At 53.1% G+C, this 22,088-nt stretch carries 18 protein-coding genes and 1 CRISPR repeat array; of the genes, 8 read left to right on the top strand and 10 right to left on the bottom strand.

The genetic code is table 11. The features are described from left to right. Window positions 1-7: 7 nt before the first annotated feature. A complete protein-coding gene (rpmB, locus tag RHI63_RS10490; RefSeq protein ID WP_149819231.1) occupies window positions 8-244 on the top strand; it encodes a 50S ribosomal protein L28 in 237 nt (78 codons plus the stop codon). Window positions 245-258: 14 nt separating this feature from the next. On the opposite strand, the gene RHI63_RS10485 is transcribed toward rpmB, so the two are convergent. Continuing rightward, on the bottom strand, window positions 259-969 hold the full coding sequence (locus RHI63_RS10485) for a M15 family metallopeptidase (RefSeq protein WP_302678251.1): 711 nt from the start codon (window positions 967-969) through the stop codon (window positions 259-261). Window positions 970-974: 5 nt separating this feature from the next. Further along, window positions 975-1,379 carry a photosystem II protein Psb27 gene (psb27, locus tag RHI63_RS10480; RefSeq protein ID WP_206200110.1) on the bottom strand — a complete coding sequence of 135 codons (405 nt, stop codon included), beginning with the start codon at window positions 1,377-1,379 and terminating at the stop codon, window positions 975-977. Between the two features lie 239 nt (window positions 1,380-1,618). Between psb27 and RHI63_RS10475 the strand changes: the two genes are divergently transcribed. Beyond that, window positions 1,619-2,110 carry an NADAR family protein gene (locus tag RHI63_RS10475; protein ID WP_310453466.1) on the top strand — a complete coding sequence of 164 codons (492 nt, stop codon included), beginning with the start codon at window positions 1,619-1,621 and terminating at the stop codon, window positions 2,108-2,110. On the opposite strand, the gene mutL is transcribed toward RHI63_RS10475, so the two are convergent. The 3 genes from mutL to RHI63_RS10460 are packed head-to-tail and all read right to left on the bottom strand — an operon-like array spanning window position 2,107 to window position 5,148. Then, complete coding sequence (gene mutL / locus RHI63_RS10470) at window positions 2,107-3,732, bottom strand: DNA mismatch repair endonuclease MutL (protein WP_310821567.1); 1,626 nt, start codon at window positions 3,730-3,732, stop codon at window positions 2,107-2,109. The two genes, RHI63_RS10475 and mutL, sit on opposite strands and share 4 nt — an antisense overlap. Beyond that, complete coding sequence (coaBC, locus tag RHI63_RS10465) at window positions 3,729-4,946, bottom strand: bifunctional phosphopantothenoylcysteine decarboxylase/phosphopantothenate--cysteine ligase CoaBC (protein ID WP_310821566.1); 1,218 nt, start codon at window positions 4,944-4,946, stop codon at window positions 3,729-3,731. The genes mutL and coaBC overlap by 4 nt, the downstream gene beginning before the upstream one ends. Continuing rightward, window positions 4,933-5,148 carry a DUF2555 domain-containing protein gene (locus RHI63_RS10460; protein WP_206200107.1) on the bottom strand — a complete coding sequence of 72 codons (216 nt, stop codon included), beginning with the start codon at window positions 5,146-5,148 and terminating at the stop codon, window positions 4,933-4,935. The genes coaBC and RHI63_RS10460 overlap by 14 nt, the downstream gene beginning before the upstream one ends. Before the next feature lie 144 nt (window positions 5,149-5,292). Between RHI63_RS10460 and RHI63_RS10455 the strand changes: the two genes are divergently transcribed. Both RHI63_RS10455 and RHI63_RS10450 read left to right on the top strand, forming a co-directional pair. Continuing rightward, a complete protein-coding gene (locus RHI63_RS10455) occupies window positions 5,293-8,688 on the top strand; it encodes an EAL domain-containing protein (protein WP_310821565.1) in 3,396 nt (1,131 codons plus the stop codon). Window positions 8,689-8,769: 81 nt separating this feature from the next. Then, on the top strand, window positions 8,770-9,144 hold the full coding sequence (locus RHI63_RS10450) for a hypothetical protein (protein ID WP_206200105.1): 375 nt from the start codon (window positions 8,770-8,772) through the stop codon (window positions 9,142-9,144). Here the strand turns inward: RHI63_RS10450 and RHI63_RS10445 are convergent. Next, window positions 9,141-9,617, bottom strand: a complete 477-nt coding sequence (locus RHI63_RS10445) for a Dps family protein (RefSeq protein WP_302678246.1) — start codon at window positions 9,615-9,617, stop codon at window positions 9,141-9,143. The two genes, RHI63_RS10450 and RHI63_RS10445, sit on opposite strands and share 4 nt — an antisense overlap. A gap of 195 nt (window positions 9,618-9,812) precedes the next feature. Here RHI63_RS10445 and RHI63_RS10440 point away from each other — a divergent pair, with 195 nt between their 5' ends. The 3 genes from RHI63_RS10440 to asnS all read left to right on the top strand — a co-directional run bounded on the left by RHI63_RS10440 (window position 9,813) and on the right by asnS (window position 14,631). Then, complete coding sequence (locus tag RHI63_RS10440; RefSeq protein ID WP_206200103.1) at window positions 9,813-10,772, top strand: FHA domain-containing protein; 960 nt, start codon at window positions 9,813-9,815, stop codon at window positions 10,770-10,772. A 119-nt stretch (window positions 10,773-10,891) separates the two neighbouring features. After that, entirely contained in the window at window positions 10,892-13,231 is a 2,340-nt protein-coding gene (locus RHI63_RS10435) for an endonuclease MutS2 (protein ID WP_310821564.1), read from the top strand. Between the two features lie 11 nt (window positions 13,232-13,242). Next, entirely contained in the window at window positions 13,243-14,631 is a 1,389-nt protein-coding gene (gene asnS, locus RHI63_RS10430; RefSeq protein WP_206200101.1) for an asparagine--tRNA ligase, read from the top strand. 1 nt (window position 14,632) lies between these two features. Here the strand turns inward: asnS and trpB are convergent, their stop codons facing one another. Together trpB and RHI63_RS10420 are read right to left on the bottom strand one after the other, a co-directional pair. After that, the gene (gene trpB / locus RHI63_RS10425; RefSeq protein WP_206200100.1) at window positions 14,633-15,874 is read right to left on the bottom strand and encodes a tryptophan synthase subunit beta; all 1,242 of its coding nucleotides are present in this window, start codon (window positions 15,872-15,874) and stop codon (window positions 14,633-14,635) included. A gap of 48 nt (window positions 15,875-15,922) precedes the next feature. Then, complete coding sequence (locus RHI63_RS10420) at window positions 15,923-16,699, bottom strand: DUF1350 family protein (protein WP_206200099.1); 777 nt, start codon at window positions 16,697-16,699, stop codon at window positions 15,923-15,925. Between the two features lie 75 nt (window positions 16,700-16,774). On the opposite strand from RHI63_RS10420, the gene RHI63_RS10415 reads away from it, so the two are divergent. Further along, window positions 16,775-17,995 carry a F420-0:Gamma-glutamyl ligase gene (locus RHI63_RS10415; protein ID WP_310821563.1) on the top strand — a complete coding sequence of 407 codons (1,221 nt, stop codon included), beginning with the start codon at window positions 16,775-16,777 and terminating at the stop codon, window positions 17,993-17,995. Here RHI63_RS10415 and RHI63_RS10410 read toward each other — a convergent pair. After that, window positions 17,992-18,942 carry a class I SAM-dependent methyltransferase gene (locus tag RHI63_RS10410; RefSeq protein ID WP_206200097.1) on the bottom strand — a complete coding sequence of 317 codons (951 nt, stop codon included), beginning with the start codon at window positions 18,940-18,942 and terminating at the stop codon, window positions 17,992-17,994. The genes RHI63_RS10415 and RHI63_RS10410 overlap by 4 nt on opposite strands. Before the next feature lie 12 nt (window positions 18,943-18,954). Further along, window positions 18,955-21,070: a CRISPR direct-repeat array (repeat unit 35 nt; unit sequence TTTCCATTAATTCGGCTGGGAAAGAATCCCAGCAC). Between the two features lie 295 nt (window positions 21,071-21,365). Continuing rightward, a complete protein-coding gene (locus RHI63_RS10405; protein ID WP_310743010.1) occupies window positions 21,366-22,088 on the bottom strand; it encodes a cytochrome c biogenesis protein CcdA in 723 nt (240 codons plus the stop codon).

Raw genomic sequence — 22,088 nt, 5'->3', positions numbered from 1 at the left:
GAAACCAATGAGCCGTGTTTGTCAACTAACTGGAAAAAAAGCCAATAACGCCTACGCTATTTCCCACTCCCACCGGCGGACGAAAAAACTGCAAGAAGTGAATTTGCAATGGAAACGGGTATGGTGGCCAGAAGGCAACCGTTGGGTGCGGCTGCGCCTCTCTACCAAAGCCATTAAAACCCTTGAGCGCAAAGGCCTGAGTGCATTTGCCAAAGAAGCGGGGTTGAATCTCAACAAGCTCTAAGGCATTGCCCAGACTCAAAGATCCACGCGGCCATAGCGAGCGAGGATGTCCCGCTGGCCAGTCTGTTGCTGCGTTTGCCAAGCCCACAACTGATCCCCAAGGGAAAAGTGCCACCACTCGTTAGGATGGCGCTGAAAACCGGCATAGCGCATTGCTTGGTAGAGAATTTTGCGGCGTTGGCTAAAGCAGGCGGCATTAGCCTGCTCAGGATGGCGATCGTAAAAATCGGGAAAGGAACGTTCAGAAACTTCATCAATGACACCCCCCATCTCAAAAGGATGGCCTGCGGGGTCAGCGAGGGTGAGATCAACAGCAGCACCGGTACTGTGGGGGGGTGGTTGCTGAGGGTCTGAACTGGGCACCGCCCAAAATTGATCAACCTGTTGCCAAATCTCGCGGGCGATCGCTGGCTCAAGTTGCTGCGCATCATACCCCCGTTCTTGACAGAGGGTAGCAAAGGTATGCGCCACCATGAACTGCTGTACCGCAATTGGCCGGTAGGCATCAAAAATTGCGAGTTGCCAGCCGTAAGGTTCTAGGAACGCTTGGGCGCGCTCAAGGGCAGCAATGACCCCCACCCGCAACCAAAAGGGAGAGGCTTTGCCATAGGGGGCACCTCGGCTTTGATAGGGATGGGGTTGCAGCCGCAGAAAGGTAGGTGGAATAGGCGCTAGGGGTTCCCCACACTCTGCAATAGGAATCTTGGTATAGGGCTTATCCCCCATTGGGACTAGGACTTGGCTTCGCGATCAAGGGCGAGTTCAACTTGCTTAAACTCTTGTTCGAGGCGGGCTTTCAGCTTCTCCGGGAGGGGACGATTGGGATAGGAACTGTAGTGACCCGCGAGGGAGTTAAGGGCAGTTTGCATCGTCATAAAGGAAGAGAGCGATCGCAGGGAGTCATCGCGACGATAGAGGGCAAAGAAGTCATTGAGTTTTTTGCGAGCCTCTGCTTGGGCGGCCTTTTTGTTGGGGTCATTATCTGGTAGGGCGATCGCTTCGCGCAGGCTACTGATCAGCGCAAGGGTATCTTCACGGAAATTTCCCGTTAGCCCCGTGGGCACATTAGCACAACTGGTCAGGAGCAGTGACACACTCAGGAAAAGTGCGCAAACCATCGCCCAAAAACGTTTCATAGCAAACCCCAAAACAAAATCGGTCTCAACGTACCCATGAGGCTCATCTTAGCAAGGATCTGCCCCTAGAGTCTCAAGTTTGGCGATCGCCCTTTTCGAAGATAGGGGGTTCGTCATCTTTCAGATTGAACTGTTTTGAACAGGTTGTATCCCTAGTGAAAAGAGTTGCATTTGGGGGATGATGATCTCAGCCATGATGAATGCTAGCTGATCACAGGGGTGTAGGAACGCGGTTGGCAATGACCATCTACTTTTATCGCGTCAAGGATGCCTACGGCAGTTTTTCCAATTTCTCTCCCCACGGGTTTACCCTCGAGGGCTATTACTGGCCAACAGCGGAGCACTACTACCAAGCCCATAAATTCTTTGGCACTGCCCATGAAGCCTTTGGTCATACTATTCGCACTGCCCCAACTCCTGAAGCCGCTGCCCAACTCGGTCGCAGTGGTCGTTACCCCGTTCATCCTCAGTGGGATCAACTGAAACAGGCAGTGATGTGGCGTGCCCTTGTTGCCAAATTTACCACCCATCCCGACCTACAGGAACTGCTCTTAGCAACTGGGGATGAAGAATTGGTCGAAGATTCCCCCGTAGATCGCTATTGGGGCTGTGGTAGCGATCGCCAAGGCTGTAACTATTTGGGACGGCTGCTGATGCACCTGCGGCAGTGTCTGCGCCAAGGGGCAGATCTTCACACCTTCACTCCTCTGCAGGATTGCTCATTTGGCTAGATGCCATGACTTTTGCCCACCACCCAATGGCGACGGAAAAAACGGGCAAGGCTAGATTCTTGCAGTTGCAGACAGATGGGGCGACCATGGGGGCAGGTGTGGGGTTGACGGCAGCGGTACCACTGATCCACAAGGGTTTGCATTTCCGCAAGGGTGAGGGGCGTGCCGTTACGAATGGCACTGCGACAGGCAACGGCCACCTTAGCAGCGGTCAGATCCGCCACTTGGCTAAGTTCAATAAGAGCCGCCACGACATCTGGGCGATCGCGCAAGAGAGCAGGCACACGGCGCACTGCCCAAACCTGTACCCCAAAGGGGGCGATCGCTAACCCCCAGTCTTGAAGGCGTTGCACTTGCGTTTCCGTGAGGGAGTCCACCAACACCGGCTGCTCTAGCTCCACCACCTGCCAATCTGTTTCAATTTGCTCGTACAGCACGCGTTCATGGGCAATGTGCTGCTCAATCAACCAGATGCCTTCGGCGTGCTCAACAATAATGTACATGTTGTGCAATTGGCCAACCACTTTCAGGCTTGGCAAGGAAACTTGAGCTGAATTGGGCGATAACAGCGTCCGATAGCGGTTTGGTGGTTCAGCCGCCTTGAGCACCTGATAGCTGCTGGCATCACTCAGGGGGATTGAGGGGCAGGCAAGGAGTTGGCCAATGCGTTCTACCAAGAGGGCTTGCCATTGCTCTGGTTCCCGTAGATAGATCGTGCGCTTTTGGGGTTCTGCTGACCAATCAATCGCCGCTGGGGGTAAATGGAGATGGGCAATACACAGGGGAAAGCGCTGCCGAGGTAGGCCGCAACCAAAGGCCTCAAGAATCACCTGCTGCCACGAGGGATCACTGTGCAGTTCCACCCAACGGCCATTGACAGCCACCCCTAAGCCATCAGGGCGGTGACGATGGTGGCGATCCGGCGGCGCCAAGACCAGTTCAATTTGGGCATCGCTCATTTGGCGCAGATCTTGGGGATGGAGTTGTGGGATGAGTTGCAGCAGGCGATCGCCCAAAGACGTCACTGCCGGCCAGTGGTGCCAGCGCTTGCTATCCTTAAGGAGATGCCAAGCCACTTGGGGAAAACACAGGGCGATTTCCTGAAGCCGCCGCTGTACCTGTTTCGGATTTGCTCCCTGCTGACGTTGCGGCCAGTCCTGAAAAATTTGCTCAGCAATCACGCGAGTCCCCACGGCCATTCCCAGAGGACGCTGGCTGCGCACTTGACCCTGGGCATCATAACTCACTTGCCAACCGGTCTCCGCCTCACGGTGGCGACTGCAAATCGTTAACTGTGCCATTTGCGCCAAACTGTGGAGGGCTTGACCGCGAAATCCCAAGGTTGTGATGTCCGCCAATTCCCCGCTGGGGGGCAACTTGCTGCTGGTGTAGGGGAGAGCCACTTGGGTGAGATCTGCCCAGCGAATCCCTTCGCCATTGTCTGTGACCTCAAGATGCCATGCTGAAGGGCGCCAGTGGAGGTGAATGCGACTCGCCCCGGCATCAAGCGCATTTTCCACAAGCTCCTGTACCACTGTGGCGAGGGAGTCCAGGGTTTCAGCGGCAGCGATCGCCCGCTGCATTTGGAGCGGCAAGGGGACAACCGTGAGGCCATCACTCATGGCAGCCATTCTTGGGCAACGTCAAAAATTTGGTGGGCCAGAATTAACTTGGGTACCTTGGCAAGATCGCGCGATCGCCCCTGCCGATCCAGAACCACCGCTGCGTTTTCGCTACTGCCAAAGCCACCATCGGCTTGATCCACCGCATTGGCAACTATCAAATCCAAGCCCTTGCGTTCTAGCTTTTCGCGGGCGGGCGTTACAATATCCCCCGTTTGGGCAGCAAAACCAATCAGACGTTGGTGGGGTTGGCGCATCTGAGCCACCGCTTGCAAAATATCGGGCACCGGACTCAGGGGTAAGGCGGTAGGCAACTCCGATTTCGGGAGCTTTCCCGACCACTGTTGGGCCGGGCGGACATCGCCAACGGCGGCAGCCATCACCAGCCAATCGGCCTCTGGCCACACCTCAAGGACAGCTTTGCACATTGCTTCGCTACTGATTGCTTCAATAGCGCGTACCTGGGCTGGGATCGGCTCGGCGATCGCCCCATAGATCAAAGTCACCTTGGCGCCGCGATGCAGGGCTGCCCTTGCCAGAGCGATCCCCATTTTCCCCGTTGCCGGATTACCAATGAAGCGCACTGTATCCCAATACTCGCGGGTGCCACCGGCAGTAATCAGCAGATGTTTCCCCGCCAAGTCTCGTTTGCCGTGGGTATAGGCCAAGGAGTCCAAATAGGCAATGATTTCCTGCGTCTCCGCCATCCGCCCCACACCGACGCTGTCACAGGCCAAGCGGCCATAGGCCGGGGGTAAGCAATGATAACGGGGCTGTTGTTGCAGTTGTTGCCAATGGCTCTGTACCGTCGGTTGCTCCCACATGGTCGTGTTCATGGCCGGTGCCACCAAGATGGGTATTTGGGAGGCCAGCACCGTACTGGTCAGTAGGTTATCCGCCAAACCCAGCACCAGCTTTGCCAACGTATTGGCCGTGAGGGGAGCAACCAACATCAGCGTTGCCTTTTCTGCCAGTTCAATGTGTAGCGGTCGCGGCGCTTGGGGATGCCAAAAATCCGCATCTGTGAGTACCGATCGCCGGCACAGGGTCGAAAGGGTCAACGGCGTAATGAACTGCGAGGCGGTCTCTGAAAGGATGGCAGACACTTGCCACCCCGCCTTTACTTGCGTGGAGATCACATCACAGATTTTATAGGCAGCAATGCCACCCCCCACCCCCACTAATAGATGGGGAACTGCCCTAGGACTCGTCAAAGGCTTCTAAATCCAGAAGATACAAATAAGGCTCTACCAGCTCTGGCCGCTGAAAGGCAATGGAGCGCAGCAGATGCCAGTCTTCAAGGGCGGCAAAGGGTGTATCGTAATCATCCTCCTCAAGCCGTCGTGCCAAGGCAGCCACCTCCTGGGGGGTGAGGTGATTGATATACTCCTGAGTGTAGTGGTGAGTTGTTTGCATACCCCCTCCTGCAGGACGCCTAAAGAGTAGTCCTACAACACTAGTTTACATACCCCTTGGCCTCAACCCCAAGATTGAGGAGCTAGACTAAAAAAGCTACTGCCCTGCGGGGTACGATGTCCCTAGCCGGTTTTACCCCTGCCTATGACCAATCCCCAATTCTTACGAGTGGTTGCTCTGTTGAGTCTAGGGGTAGCAACAGCTGTTTTTATAGAGTGGGTTCTCGCTGCCATCACTTCCCACTCGCCTCTCTTGGTCGGTATTGATATTTTTGCTGCCATCGCCCTTGGGTTAACCGCATTGGCCATCACCCTCATGGGATCTAGGGGCAGAGATCGAGAATTAGCATGCCTCCCCCAGCTCTGTGGCCTAGTGCTTGTTCTCATGGGGATGGCAATTGCCGTAGCAGTTTTCAATGCTCAGGAAATCACTGCTCCGTGGCAAGCTCTATCTTTGCCGGCCTACACCAGTTTGCTACGGCCTGTGGCCTTTATAGGGCTAGGGGTGGCCCTGTGGGGGGTCATGGGGGAGTCAAGTTGGCAAGTGATTTTCGGCCAAGGTGGGGCAATCACAAGTGCCTGTCTGCTGTTCCTTGAGGTATTGGCCGGTCTGTACCAATTGCCGCTGTCTCTTAGTACCTCTGCCCTTGGCCAAATCCTCGCCTGCGTTCTTCTTGGGCTGCTGAACCTCTGCCTTATCGAATGGCATCCCTCCCAAGGGGTGATGCGTTACTTCAGTTCACAAAAGATAGGTGGCCTACTTTTGCGGCGATTGTTGCCTTGGATCATCCTTGGTCCCCTCCTCATTGGTTGGGTAATTCAATGGGTGCACCACGATCGCCTATGGCTTTCGGAGCGCTTAGCCCAAGAGGTGCAGATCATCAGTATCATCGCTTTTTTGGTCACTCTTTTAGTTATTGAGGCTCAGCATCTGAACCAAGTAGAGCAGGAGCGGCAGTCATTTTGGCGCGCCTACACTGAAATGGACGAGGTGTTCCGCAACAGCCTGCTTTTATCACCGCTGCCGATGGCGTTGGTGGCGGCGGATGGTCAACTGTGGTTGATGAATCGGGCATGGCAAGAGCAAACCGGCAGCAGCCCAGAGGAAACCCTCACATGGGAGGGGTGGTTGGCAATTGCCTTTCCTGAAGCAGCGCAACGCCAGTGGGCGGCCACAGAATTCCAACGCTGCCTTATAACGCAGGCACGGGTTGAGCATGGGGATGTGTGCATCCGCACTCGCGCCAAACAAGAGCGTATTTGGCAGATGGTTTCCCTGCCGCTGCAACTGCCCAACAGCAACCAACAGTTCATTTTACTGACGGCAGTGGATGTCACGCGACAACGGCAGCTGACCCAGCAACTTGCAGCCCAGCGAACGGACCTTGAGGCGCAGGTGATTGCCCGCACCCTCGATTTGCACAAAGTCAATGGGGAACTCCACGCCGCCCAAGAAAAGCTCAATCAACTGTTGGATCGCGCTGATGCCTTTGTCAGTGAAATACGGCTCTTTCCTGATGGCTCTTGGCGCTATGAGTATCTCTCCCAAGGGCACCTGCGCATTCTCGGCTACAGCCCCTTTGACTTTCAAGAAGACCCGAATCTTTGGCGATCGCGGGTTCCCTCCGAGGACTGGGAAGCCTATCATCGTCCCTTTCGCGAGAAATTACTCCAAGAAGGCTGTGCCCACACCGAATATCGCTTTCAACATCGCGACGGCCATGAGGTGTGGATTTCCCTCAATGCCACCGCTGAACCTCAAGGGGATGGCAGTTACCTGATCACCACGGTGGGGGTGGATGTCACCCAACGCAAAAAAGCCATGCTAGCCCTAGTGGAAAGTGAAACCCGTTTTCGCCAGATGGCCGATGCCTCACCTTTGATGATCTGGCTGGCAGATAGCAAAGGCACCATTGAGTTTGCCAACCAAACCATTTGCCGCGTCTTAGGCGCCTCCTTAGACCAAATCCTTGGCTGGAACTGGTTAGACCTTGTCCATCCTGAGGATCGGGAGCGCACCGAGCAGGCCATCCGTCTTGCCGTTGAGCAGCAGCAAAGCTATGAAATTGAGCACCGCCTGCGCAATGGCCAAGGTGTCTATCGCTGGGTACTCAAGCAAGCGGCACCCCGCTATGCCGAAGACGGCACTTGCATTGGCTACCTTGGTTCCTGCTTGGACATCACCAACATCAAGCTAGCGGAGGAGAAATTGCGGCAACTGGCTTGCCAGGATAGTTTAACGAATCTCCCCAATCGCACCTTCCTCACAGAAAAAATTGATCAACTGCTGGCTGCCTACCACCGCGGTGACATTCCGCCCTTTGCCGTTTTGTTTTTGGATTTGGATCGGTTTAAGGTCATCAATGATAGCTTGGGTCATGATGCCGGCGACGAGTTACTTCTAGAAATTGCCCATCGCCTTCGGTCGAGTATGCGCCAGCAGGACACCGTTGGCCGATTGGGGGGAGACGAGTTTATTGCCATCCTCGAACACATTGAGGGTCTCCAGCAGATTTATGAGTATGGCGATCGCCTGCGCCATTGCATTAGTGAACCCTATGTGCTCAAGGGCACTGAAGTAAGTGTCAGCGTCAGCATTGGCATCGCCATTGTTAATTCTCGTTACCGCACTGCCGGTGAACTGCTGCGGGATGCTGATATTGCCATGTATGCTGCCAAGGGGCAAGGGTGCAACGGTATGCAACTCTTTGAATCGGAGCACCACCAAGCGGTTTACACCCGCTTACAACGGGAACAGGAATTTCGCCGTGCCCTAGAGCAGGAGCAACTAGCGCTCTTCTACCAGCCCATTGTCAGCCTCAGTCAGGACAGCCTTGTTGGTTTTGAAGTATTAGTTCGCTGGCAGCATCCCGAAAACGGTTGGATCAGTCCGGCAGAATTTTTGCCCTTGGCTCTGGGGTTGGGTCTAGCCACAAAACTGGATCAATGGGTTCTGCAAAAGGCAATTTTCAACCTCTACCAATGGCAACAGACACTGGGTTCTCGGGCTGCCGACTTCACCCTCAGTGTCAATATTTCCAGTGCTTTCTTTAATTCTGGCCAAATGGTTCCTTTGCTCAAGCATCTGTTGCCGCTCTATGGGATTCGCGGCCAGCAAGTGATTCTGGAGATTACCGAGGAAGTGATCATGCCCGATTCAAGGTTTGCCCAAGAGCAATTGGAGGCGCTCCAAGCCCTTGATATTCGTTGTGGCATTGATGACTTTGGCACTGGCTATTCCTCCCTCAGCCGCCTTAGCCAACTGCCGTTGTATACCCTAAAGATTGACCAGTCCTTTGTCCGGGACATCGAAACCAATTTCCAAAATTTAGAAATTGTTCGTGCCATTATTAGCCTCGCCCGAGCCCTGCAACTAGAAGTGGTTGCCGAAGGCATTGAACATCTCTCCCAAAAGCAGTGCTTGCAGGCGTTGGGCTGTCAGCGGGGTCAGGGGTTTCTCTTTGGTAAACCCCTCTCTGAGGAGCAAGCGCACCAGTTACTACAAGCGAGGGTCACGCCTTGTCAAACGGAAAGCAAATAATTGTTGCATCAAGACCGCTATCTAGGGGTTAGCAAAGCCCCTTGGCTATCTTAGATAAAGACCGCTGAGTGGAGAAGCCTGATGACCCAGCCGCTGATTGCTAGCCTCATGCTGAGTCTTTCCCTTGGGGGAGCGATCGCTCCCTTTGCCGTTGCCCAAGCAACTAATCCTGAGCCTGTCAGCATTGTCGAGCTCGTTCGCGCCCGCAACTATGCCCGCCAAGCCGCAGAACGTATCAATGGCGGATTAAGTCGCTATCGAGCCGATCAGTCCCTGCATGGGCCTGTCCGTGAAGCCCCCTATGTGCGCAATGCCGACGGCTCCTACACGTTTCGGATTTTGGGCCATCGAGTCAGCAATGGCGTGCCCGCATCCCTGCCCAGTATCGAAACTGTCGTTACTGTGGCTGCCGATGGTCGCACCACCATTGACTACAACGGCCCAATTCGCAACTAACTGACCAAGCCATCGCCTTTGGCTAAAAACTCCTTAAGGAACCAGCGATGTTTTTGGTGGGTTTGCACCAAACGGGTGTAGAGGTCAGCCGTACCAATGTCGCCCGCCTCAGTGGCCACTTCTGCATCTTGGTGCATCTCGGTAATGATCAGCTCATGGTTAGCGATCGCCTCCTCAATCATTTGCTTGACCGTGAGTTGGCCGGTTGAGGGGGTTACCGTTGCCACTTTGAGATAGTCTGCGGGGTCTGCCACTGGCTGGCCATCAAGCATCAAGCTACGCTCAGCCAGTTCATCAATCATGGCAAAGACTTCTGTTCCCTGTTCTTCAAACAGCAGGTGCAACTCCCGAAACAAGGGGCCATAGGTTAGCCAGTGGTACTTTTTATAGTTCAGATACAGGACAACCGCATTGGCCTGTTCCCGTTTCAGGGTGGCTAGCACTTGCTCTTTTAGCGTGATTGTTGCAGTCATAGTGGTCTCCTTTGACAGTTATCGAACTGTCCTGTCTATTTATCATACTCATAACGAGTACGTTTTAGCAACCTAGAGGGTGCTACTGCCATTCTATTGACATCTAAGATGGAGGTAGTCCCTCGCTGCTCATCAACGCTAGGATAGGCAGCATAAAAATAAGTTTGATGATTTTAGTGTTTTTTAGCTGCTGCTATGGACGCCTCAGCCAATCGCCCCAATACCTACGTTCCACACCTACAAGCACCCAGCCGTTCTGGTGAACAGCAGTGGGGGTTCATGCGTCCCAGTGAGCTGATTTTAGCGGCACCAACACCCCGACTATTATTGCACTCCGTTTACATGCAACGTTCAATTGTGTTGGATCAGTTACCCGTTTGGCAAATTGGTCGAAGTAAAGATTGTGATATTGTCCTACCCGATCGCTGGTGTTCGCGGCATCACATTCGCATTGAGCGGCAGGCGGATCATCGCTATCGGCTGACCGACCTCAGAAGCATGAACGGGACATTTATCGGCAATAACCGTATCCACGCTCCCCATCTCCTCAGACACGGCGATCGCATTTCCATTGGTGAGTCAGAACTAGAGTACATTGACCTGCGGGATGCGCCGAGTCCCCACCCCTACACCAATCAGTCCCATGGGAGTAATGGCCAAGTCACGGTCTTGATGACCCACTCTTCGCGTACCCAAGGGGAAATGTGGCGGGAATTATTGAACTCCCAAGGGATTTCGACGATTTGGGCAACATCCCACTTTGAGTTAGAAAAAATTATTGCCCATGTGGAGTCCCTCAACTGCAAAGTCAGCCTCTTGCTCCTCGATTTGGGAATGCCAAAAACCAATCCCTACGATTTTTGTCGCCAGTATCGCCAGCGCTATCCAGAAATGAATGTCATTCTCCTCAGTGGCCTGCGCACCCGTGTCCATGAATCGGAGTGCAAGTGGGCGGTCAACCAAGGCGCGATGGCACTCTTTGCGGGCTTGCCGCGCGAAAATCTGTTTGGAGATCTCACGAGCATTACCGAGCGATTGCAAACGATCGCCCAAGCCATCGAATGGACCTACTTCAATCCTGAAGCCCTCACCAGTACCCTGCTGAAACTGCAGGATGCCGTGGATGCGGAGATGTCGTCGGGGATGGTCCTCTAGAACCGCTGCACGGATTGGTGAGCAGTGCTACAGTCAGTGAAAGTAGTGTTTTCAGCAGATAGCGAACATTGGTTGTTCTCACGTCACAAGTTAGTGCACTAGACAAATCCCTAGGGCGGTTGGGGTGGCCGCGTCTCTGTCAGCAGTTGGCAACGTTTGCTGCTACCAAACGGGGGATGCGCCAGCTGCAGGGGGGAGAGATTCTAGGGGGCACCCAAGCAGCCAGTCAAGTGCTGTTGGCTCAAACCACTGAGGTGATTACCCTTGAAACGGTGCACCAAGTGCACCTCGATTTTAGCCAAGTCACAGATATTGAACCGGCGCTGGCGCGGCTGGATCGCCAAGGCTGTTTGCAGGGAATGGAGCTACTGGCGATCGCCCACCTGTTGAGTGCGGCGCGGCAACAGCGGCGTCAAATTGAGGAACACGCGCAACTCAATGAACTCCAACAACTAGTGGCTGGTGTCCGTACCTATCCTGAGATGACTCAGGAGATTTACCGCTGTATTACCGATCAGGGGCAAGTGAGCGATCGCGCCAGTCCAGAATTGGCTGAGATTCGCCAGCAGCAACGGCAGTGCCGTGCCCAGATCCAGCAGCAACTGCAGCAGATTCTGCAGCAGCGAGCCAGTGCCATTCAAGAGGCGGTGGTCACCCAACGGCGCGATCGCTATGTGTTGGCAGTCAAAGCCACCCACAAAGACCAGATGCCGGGAATTGTCCACGATCTCTCCGCCAGTGGTGCCACGCTCTACATTGAGCCACGGGAAACCATTGACCTGCAAAACCGCCTGCAACAACTTACCCATCAAGAGGCTGAGGCCGAACGCACCATTTGCCAAGCCCTCTCGGATCAGTTGGCCACGATTAGTGATGATTTGTGGTATCTGCTCGATGTGCTGACCACCCTCGATATGGCGGTCGCCCGTGCCCACTATAGTCTCTGGTTGCAGGGCAATCCCCCGCAGTTTGTCAGTGACACGCGGCTGCACCTGAAGGCGTTGCGGCATCCCCTCTTGGTGTGGCAAGAGCACCATGAGCAAGGACAGACCGTGGTGCCCATTGACATTGAATTGCCCCCCCCCACCAAGGTAGTGACAATCACTGGCCCCAACACCGGCGGCAAAACAGCAACCTTGAAGGCCTTGGGCTTGGCAGCACTGATGGCAAAAGCAGGGTTGTATGTGCCAGCGGCAGCGCCCGTAGAGTTGCCCTGGTTTACAGGGATTTGGGCAGACATTGGGGATGAGCAGTCCCTGACCCAAAACCTGTCCACCTTTTCCAGTCATATCTGCAATATCCGCGATATTCTCACAGAGCTCGAGATGACAGGGGGCAATACGTTGGTGCTCCTCGATGAAGTGGGGGCCGGCACGGATCCCAGTGAGGGTACAGCCCTAGCGATCGCCCTGTTGCGCTATCTGGCAGACCACGCCAGTCTCACCTTTGCCACCACCCACTATGGCGAACTCAAAGCCCTCAAGTATCAGGACAGCCGCTTTGAAAATGCCGCCGTTGAGTTTGATGAGACCACCCTTGCCCCGACCTATCGGCTGCTGTGGGGCATTCCGGGACAGTCTAATGCCCTAGCGATCGCCCAGCGGTTGGGGCTACATCCCAGTATTGTTGAAGGTGCCAAGGCCTTTTTAAGCGGTGACAGCAACAGTGTCAACGAGATGATTAGCGGGCTAGTGGCACAACGCCAAGTGCAGGAGTCGAAAACCACCGCTGCGGCAACCCTGCTTCGCGATACAGAAGCCCTCTACCAAGAAATTGCCACCAAGGCTCAAGAACTGCGGCAACGACAGCAGCAACTGCGCCAACAACAGGAGGAGCAGGTACGCACCGCCCTCCATCAGGCTCAGCAGGAAATTGCCAAAGTCATTGCTCAACTGCAACGCGCCAACAGTCCCGAACAGGTACAAGCTGCCCAAACGGCGCTGCATCAGATTGAGAAAACTTACTTACCACCACCTCCGCCCGTTGGCTTTATTCCTCAACCAGGCGATCGCGTTCGCTTGCCCCAATGGCAACAGGTGGGCGAAGTCCTCAGTGTCAGCCAGCAGGGGGATATTGTCGTCCAAGTGGGTTCCGTGAAATTTACTGTGCCGCCCCACGCCGTAGAGTCTCTCAAGGGCGAACCGGTACGCACACCATCTAAACCCAAGTCCGACCCAGCTCAAGCTCCCCCCCCACCCCCTTCTCGCACCCCAACACCCGCCATTCGCACAGAGAGCCGTACCCTCGATCTGCGGGGCAAGCGCACCCATGAGGCGGAACCCCTCCTAGAGGAATTTCTCAACCGCCAGCAGGGAACGGTTTGGATTATCCACGGCCACGGCAGTGGTGCCCTCCGCCAGTTTGTGCATCAATTTTTAGATCAGCACCCCAGCGTTCAAAGCTATCACCTTGCGCCTCCTGAAGAGGGTGGCCGGGGAGTAACCATTGTGCAGTTATAGGAACAAGACCCATGCAGCAGCGGATTAAGGACATTCTTCATCAAGGTCAAGTGGGCGATCGCGTCACCGTCAAGGGCTGGGTGCGCACCAAACGCGAACTCAAGGAATGTACGTTTGTCAACGTCAACGATGGCTCAACCCTAGCCGGATTGCAGGTGGTCATTCCCAACACCGTGGCAGCAGCAACGCCAGCCATTAAAGACCTGACCACAGGGGCTGCCGCAGAATTCAGTGGCGAACTGGTGCGTTCTCCCGGCAAAAACCAAGCCATTGAACTCCATGCCCAGCAGATTCACCTTTGGGGCGGTGCCGATCCAGAAACTTATCCCCTGCAAAAGAAACGCCACAGCTTTGAATTTCTACGCACCATTGGTCATCTCCGACCGCGAACCAATACCCTAGGCGCGGTGATGCGCGTACGCAATGCCTGTGCCACTGCCATTCACCAGTTCTTTCAGGAGCGGGGATTCCTGTGGGTACACACCCCGATCATTACCGCCAGTGACTGCGAAGGGGCTGGGGAACTCTTTACCGTCACCACCCTGGATTTAGCGCAGCCACCCAAAACCCCAGAGGGGAATATTGACTTCAGTCAAGACTTTTTTGGTCGTCGTGCCTACCTCACCGTCAGTGGCCAACTGGAGGCAGAAATTATGGCCACAGCCTTTACCAATGTCTATACCTTTGGTCCCACCTTCCGCGCTGAAAACTCCAATACCTCGCGTCACCTTGCCGAGTTTTGGATGGTGGAGCCAGAGATGGCCTTCTGTGACCTGATGGGAGATATGGAACTGGCGGAGGCCTTTTTGCAGTTTGTCTTTCGCCATGTCCTTGACCACTGCAGTGAGGATATGGCCTTCTTTCAGGAGCGCATTGACAATAGCGTCATGGCCACCGCTGAGCAGATGGCAACCCAACCCTTTGCCCGCCTTAGTTACACAGAAGCCATTCAAGTCCTAGAAAAGAGTGGTCGCGCCTTTGAATTTCCCGTGGCTTGGGGGCTAGACCTGCAATCGGAGCATGAGCGCTACCTTGCTGAGGAATACTGCCAGCGCCCCGTGATTGTTTATGATTATCCCGCTGCCATCAAAGCCTTCTATATGCGCCTCAATGACGATGGCAAAACCGTAGCAGCAATGGATGTCCTCGCCCCCAAAATTGGCGAGATCATTGGTGGCTCCCAGCGGGAAGAGCGCTTTGACGTGCTGCAGGAGCGAATTGTGAGCCAAGGCCTAGACCCTGCCCCCTACTGGTGGTACTTGGATTTACGCCGTTATGGCAGTGTCCCCCATGCCGGCTTTGGTTTAGGATTTGAACGGTTGGTGCAGTTTATGACGGGCATGGACAATATCCGTGATGTCATTCCCTTTCCGCGTACACCGGGGAATGCGGAGTTCTAACTCAGGGGGCTTGCTGTGCCTCAAAATAGCGGCCAATCGTTTCCACGTCCTTGTCGCCGCGTCCTGAACAGTTAATGACAATGCGCGGCTGCCCTGTCAATTGCGGGCATAGCGTTTCCAGATAGGCCAAGGCATGGGCGGTTTCGAGGGCAGGGAGAATTCCCTCCAACTGAGCTAGGCGCACACAGGCAGCCACGGCCTCAGCATCGGTGACACTGTAGTATTCTGCCCGACCAATGTCCTTGAGGTAGCTATGCTCTGGCCCCACGCCCGGATAGTCTAAACCGGCACTGATGGAGTGGGCCTCAACCACCTGACCATCGGCATCCTGCAAGAGATAGCTCATGGCACCGTGGAGTACCCCCACTTCCCCTTTGGTGAGGGTGGCAGCATGGTGACCCGTGTCCACCCCTTGACCCGCAGCTTCAACACCAATTAAGCGCACCTGCGGTTCCTCAACAAACTCATGGAAGAGTCCCATGGCATTGGAGCCGCCGCCAACACAGGCGAGCAAAATATCGGGCAGCCCGCCCCATTTTTCAAGGCACTGCCGCCGCGTTTCTGCCCCAATGACGGCATGGAATTCCCGCACTAGCATCGGGTAGGGATGGGGCCCCGCCACTGAACCCAAGATGTAATGGGTGGTTTCAACATTCGTCACCCAATCGCGAATCGCTTCGGAGGTGGCATCTTTTAGGGTGCCTGTGCCTGCACTGACGGGGGTCACTTCTGCTCCCAATAGGCGCATGCGCAGCACATTTAACCGCTGCCGCTCCATGTCTTGAACGCCCATGTAGATGACGCACTGGAGGCCAAAGCGGGCACAGACGGTTGCCGTGGCTACCCCATGCTGACCAGCACCCGTTTCCGCAATAATGCGCTGTTTGCCCATGCGCTTGGCAAGGAGCACTTGACCGAGGGCATTGTTGATTTTGTGGGCACCCGTATGGTTGAGGTCTTCCCGTTTTAGATAGATCTGGGGTTGGGCTTGATCATGGGCATAGTGGGCACTGAGGCGTTCGGCAAAGTAGAGGGGACTAGGACGACCCACATAGTCTTGCAGAAGTTGCTGCAATTCGGCTTGAAAATCAGGGTCTTGGCGATAGTGGGCAAAGGCCGCCTCCAATTCACTGAGGGCGGGCATCAAGGTTTCGGGAACGTACTTGCCACCAAAGCGACCAAAGCGACCGCGGGAATCGGGGCGAGCAGCAGCACTGAGGGCAGCAGAGGGGGCAACAGTCACGGGCAAAGTCCTTTTTTCATCAAGGGTTCCTTATGTGATTGTGCCACGCTACGGGCGGGAACGGCGGGCAGTGCCTAGGGGATTGAGCCACTCCAACAGACACTCCTCCAGAATCTGCATTTCGGGAAAGAGACTTTGCTTGATCCACTGGCCGACGGCATCTAGGGGAGAAAATTCTGCGCCGACTTGCCACTTGAGTCCTTGGCTGAGGGGGGTGAGGTGATTCCCCGGTAGCTTCAAGGCAGTGACCATATCGCCAAATTTGGCTCTGAGGAGACTGCGCAGGCGGGCTGTTTGGTCAATATCGTCCTCTTGGAAACGGATCAAGAGATTACGGCGCACAGGATAGCGCTCTTGAATCAGTTTTTCGGTTTCTGTCGGGCTGGGACTGAATTCGACACCCACGGGGGCAAGGTTTTCTATCCAAGGAATGGATTGACTGGCGGGGTAGTTGTTGAAGGCCATGAAGAGATTGCCGGCGCGATCGCCATCGTAGAGGCTATTGATCAGCAGGTGGAGCTTGCAGCCCATACTGTGTCCCAAACCATAGATGGGCAATGCCGCTGGGTAGCCTCGGCGATAGATCAACCAATCAAGGGCATAGTCGAGTTTATTCAGCACATCGAGGGCGATCGCCCCATGATCAAAGGTGTTCACAAAGGGCGTGGCAATAATGCCATAGCCCGCCTCCGCTAGGTGCTCCAACAAGCGCCGATAGGTCAATTGCGGTGCCGCTGCCACAAAAGCTCCCCCCAGAAAGTGAATCCACCCCAAGGGACGCTGGGGAAGACACAGCCAACTGCCGCGAACCTCTTGCCACTCCAAAATCCAGTCACTCCAAAAATGCCTAACTGACTGTAATCTAGCGAATACGGGAAATGCAGTGGTACAGGACACGTGATGATTGCAACAGTTATCGGCATAGGGGCAGCCGCCCTAGGATTCCTAGCCCTTTTGGTGGCGATCGGTTTGGAAGGGCGGTATCGCCAGCGGCCAGCCCATCCCCTTGAAGTGATCCGTGCCACTTGGAATCTGGAAATCTATGAGCCAACCCACTACCGTTTTGTGGGGCTATTGGGACTGAGCAACCCCCACCGTGGCCTTGAGGTGATGGTGCCAGACTTACGGGCAGAGGTGGTGCTATTGTCCGATGGCCGTGTCGATATGATTCAGACGGATGTGCAGGTCATCCCCCGCCACCCGGAGCCAGAGTTTCCCCCCCGTGCCGATGGCTATTGGTTTGCCTATATCGTCAAGTCCACCAAGCAAACGAATGTCGAGATTTGTGTGGATTTGCAGGGAATTGGCGTGAGCGAGGTCAAGGCTGCTTGGGTCAAGATTCACTACATTGCCTATGGCCCCCATGGTCGCTTTGCCAAAACCCACCATGAATTTATCCCCCTCAAGTTTCCGGCCACGGGAGATACAGGTGTGTGGCGACAGGCGGAGAGATGTCAGGTACTCCCCATTCGCACCCATTTACTGACGCCGTTGGATATTCCCCTAGAGGTGCTCAATCGCTATGTGATGCCCCATGCCCAACCTGGAGACATTGTTGCCATTGGGGAAACACCCCTTGCCATTATCCAAGGTCGCCTCAAGGATCCGGCACAAATGCAACCGGGGTGGGTAGCAACGCGGGTGTGTCAGTTTTTCTTGCCCACCTCAAGTTTGGCCACCGCCTGTGGCATGCAAGCGCTGGTGGAGGAAGTGGGAGCGCTACGGGTACTCTTGGCCTTTTTGGGGGGGGCGATCGCCAAAGTCTTTGGCCACAAGGGCGGATTTTATCAATTGGCTGGCGAACAAGCCCGCCTCATTGACGATGTGACAGGTACTCTGCCCCCCTACGATCAATTTATTGTTATGGGACCTGTTAACCCCCAAGCCGTCGTGGAGGATCTAGCAGCAAAAACGGGTTTGGGCATCGCCATTGTGGATGTTAACGACCTAGGGGCAGTCAAGGTGCTTGCCGCTAGCCAAGGAGTCTCCCCTCACTTCCTCACGACTGCTCTGAAGAAAAACCCCGCCGGTAATGCCGATGAGCAGACACCCATTGTCTTAATCCGGCCTTGCGGTGTTTCTCCGAGCTCGACTGAGGGTTTCCTAGACAAGATGCATTAGCTCTTATGGCCAACATTGCGAAGAAAAATATAATTCTGTTTCTTTAAAACATTGCGGTATATTGGCAAAATAATATTCTTTGCAATATTTCTTATCCCTGACCAGCCAGTTGTATATTGATATTGCTTAAGTATTGGAATATAAACTTCTTCCATTTGTGCTACTTCTGCCATCTTAATAAGAGATGATCTCCGAAAGAAGTTGATATGTTCTAACGGGGCTACAGGGTTGAGGGAATTAGAAGAACCCTTTGGTGATGTCCAGTCCATGATCTTCAATCGGCGATCTATGTCGTTGGCAGTGGGCACACTTATCTTGACTATGCCATTTGGTTTTAAAGCCATCCTCAAATACTTTAAGGTATTCAGAGGCTCTGATATGTGTTCAAATACCTGCTCAGTATTAATGAAGTCAAACTGATACTGATGAATTTCATCCCAGCTAATTACCTTTATGCCATTTGACTGAGCATGTGCTATGCACTCTTTTGATAATTCTACTCCGTACACCTCACATCCAAAAGCTTTAGCCATCAGCGCCCAGTTACCCCAGCCCATACCGAAATCAAGAAAGTTCAATCGAAAAGGCTTTTCATTAAAATACGAAATAATCTGCATGATTTCTTTTACATAGCGAGAATAGTAATCAAGACTAGTGCTCTCTTGATGCTCTTTAAAGGATTCCTTTGAATTTATCCAGTGGTCATACAGCCTTTCCATTAGAGTTCTGTTGGGGATATCTCTTTGAAAAATCATTCCGCAGATGTCACATTCGCATAGAATATAAACTGCTCCTTCTAAATAATCAAACTCAACTCTTCCTGAATAAAAATCGTTGAGGTAATCCTTAATCGGTGGTCTATCATATTCAGCCTCATAAATTATTTGGAATGCCGCAGAACCACATGCTGGACACTCTTTGCGTGTTTCAAACCAACAATTTGTCATTTTCCTGTTTCCATTTCCACTAGTTCGACTGGGAAAGAATCCCAGCACGTCCACGAACTAATGCACATTCTCCTTAGTCATATTATTTCCATTAATTCGGCTGGGAAAGAATCCCAGCACCAAAGATACCTGAAGCAATTTTCAAAGGCCTTCTAGAGTTTCCATTAATTCGGCTGGGAAAGAATCCCAGCACTAATAACGGGAACGTTAAGCATGAGTGTCCTCCTTAAGTTTCCATTAATTCGGCTGGGAAAGAATCCCAGCACTAGGAAGATTACCCAGAGTTCTTTCAAAATATGCGTTTCCATTAATTCGGCTGGGAAAGAATCCCAGCACGCTCTGTCCCTCGCCCGCTCTGTCCCTCGCTCTGTGTTTCCATTAATTCGGCTGGGAAAGAATCCCAGCACGTCAGCTTAGGGTTAATGAAATTAATGCAAGAATTGTTTCCATTAATTCGGCTGGGAAAGAATCCCAGCACCGAACGCTGGACTGTGATTGATTTTTAGGAGGTCGTGTTTCCATTAATTCGGCTGGGAAAGAATCCCAGCACATGGCTCGTGCCTGTTGACTAAAGCGGGCAGCAAGTTTCCATTAATTCGGCTGGGAAAGAATCCCAGCACCCCCTCCGTGCGCAAGTCGGCTATTTACCCGACTACGTTTCCATTAATTCGGCTGGGAAAGAATCCCAGCACCAGATAAAGAAGAAGAAGAAGAAGAAGCACAGCAAAGTTTCCATTAATTCGGCTGGGAAAGAATCCCAGCACGGAAATGTATGAAAAAATAAAACAAAAAAGAATAAAGTTTCCATTAATTCGGCTGGGAAAGAATCCCAGCACGGATTGGCTGGCCAGAACTGGAAGATATTGTGCGGTTTCCATTAATTCGGCTGGGAAAGAATCCCAGCACTGTCTCTTCAAAACAGGACAAAACCGCCCAAACAGTTTCCATTAATTCGGCTGGGAAAGAATCCCAGCACTTCGTCCTTGGGGAGGACGCAGTTTACCTAACGTGTTTCCATTAATTCGGCTGGGAAAGAATCCCAGCACAGGAAATTCTATGAATAAGAAGAGAAAAAGCAGGGTTGGAGTTTCCATTAATTCGGCTGGGAAAGAATCCCAGCACCACGAGATCGTTATCTCAATATTGGCAGTAAACGAAGTTTCCATTAATTCGGCTGGGAAAGAATCCCAGCACTGAAAAGAACACAGAATCTACCAACGCGCAGGTTAGTTTCCATTAATTCGGCTGGGAAAGAATCCCAGCACTAGTGAAGCTAGCAACGCGCAAGTTAGTGAAGCTAGGTTTCCATTAATTCGGCTGGGAAAGAATCCCAGCACTCAAAATCATCTAGTTTCACAAAACCTAAAACTCTAGGTTTCCATTAATTCGGCTGGGAAAGAATCCCAGCACATAATGATCTACCTAAGGTTGTTCTTGAGCCGCTCGCGTTTCCATTAATTCGGCTGGGAAAGAATCCCAGCACCTCTAGTACTAGACTCTATTTCTCCTGAGTGGGACTAGTTTCCATTAATTCGGCTGGGAAAGAATCCCAGCACTTGTATAAGTTTTCCACTACTTATTGTACTTAGGGAGTTTCCATTAATTCGGCTGGGAAAGAATCCCAGCACGCACTGGGTGTAGACACAGTGCAAAAAATCAATAAGTTTCCATTAATTCGGCTGGGAAAGAATCCCAGCACGTCTGGAGAGGATTTTTAGCAGCTCGATTACTTGATGTTTCCATTAATTCGGCTGGGAAAGAATCCCAGCACTATAAATATAAAGATAACTTTAGTGGACTGTTAAAAGTTTCCATTAATTCGGCTGGGAAAGAATCCCAGCACCAGCGGGTGATTGAAATTTCTTTTTTGTCTAACCGTTTCCATTAATTCGGCTGGGAAAGAATCCCAGCACTTGACTTTCTTGGCTTTCTTGCTCCACCACCGCCGTGTTTCCATTAATTCGGCTGGGAAAGAATCCCAGCACGCAGAAGATATATTAAACATGTATGAGAAGTTAAAAGTTTCCATTAATTCGGCTGGGAAAGAATCCCAGCACATGGTACAAAAAATTGACAACAAAATTGACAAAATGTTTCCATTAATTCGGCTGGGAAAGAATCCCAGCACGGCACCCTCCTAGAAGGTGCTCTACGACTACTATAGCACAGGTCATTTTCAAGCACCTAGACGGGATCATTTTTTTGTTTTTGTAAAATTTCTAGATCCGTAGGGTCACAGGACGTGAAAGTCACTCTGGAGCTGAATTTCGGGAAAATTCAAGCACCTCCAAATCTGTTAGAAATTGCTCAAAGCGTTGTGGAGACTGGGTTTGAGAAAATTGCCGAGCTGAGAGGATATTTTTGTCCAGAGGTGCTTGCATGGCTACCGCCATCGGCCAACCACTGCCCCTTTGGCTTGAGCACTAAAGACGAATGGCTAAAGCAATGACGCCAAAAGCAATGAGGAGCACACCGCTCACAGGGGTAATCCAACTCGACCACTGCCGCAGTGCCAAGAGCCTTTGCAAGGCACCGCTAAATACTCCGACTAAAATCAGCGGCGCGACATACCCTGTTGTATAGGCCAACAGCAGACCAGCCCCCGCCACTAGCTTTTGGGTTGTGGCCACCCATGCCAGCAGCGTTGCCAAGACCGGCGTACTACAGGGTGCTGCCACAAGGCCAAATGTTGCCCCTAGGGTATAAGCTTGCAACCCCGCAGGAACCCGAGCCGGCAGTTCCTCTAGGAAGCGACTGCGGGGAAAGCTCAGGGGCAAGGCATTGAGCAAATTTAAGCCCATGGCGATCGCCACCAAGCTCACCACGATCGTTAACCCCCAGCCCACCTGACCATAGATGCGACCAGCAACAGCAGCAATCATCCCCAACAGGGTTAAGGTGGTTGCGAGGCCAAGGGCAAAGCCAATAGACTGGCGCAAGACGGAGCTATTTTGCTTTGTGGCGTAGCCGGCGATGTACCCGACAGTAATTGGCAGCATCGAAAGGGTGCAGGGAGTCAGACTTGTGAGCAGTCCCGCCAGAAACACAATACCGACACTGATCACGGTGAGATCACTCAGTTGAGCCGTCACCCATTGGTTGGCCCACTGTTCTAGGTGGTAAAGTCCTAAGGTTAAGCTGGCCAT

The sequence above is a fragment of the Thermosynechococcus sp. GLH187 genome (assembly GCF_031583395.1).
Classification (GTDB): domain Bacteria; phylum Cyanobacteriota; class Cyanobacteriia; order Thermosynechococcales; family Thermosynechococcaceae; genus Thermosynechococcus.
This window is presented reverse-complemented; position numbering and strand designations above follow the sequence as displayed.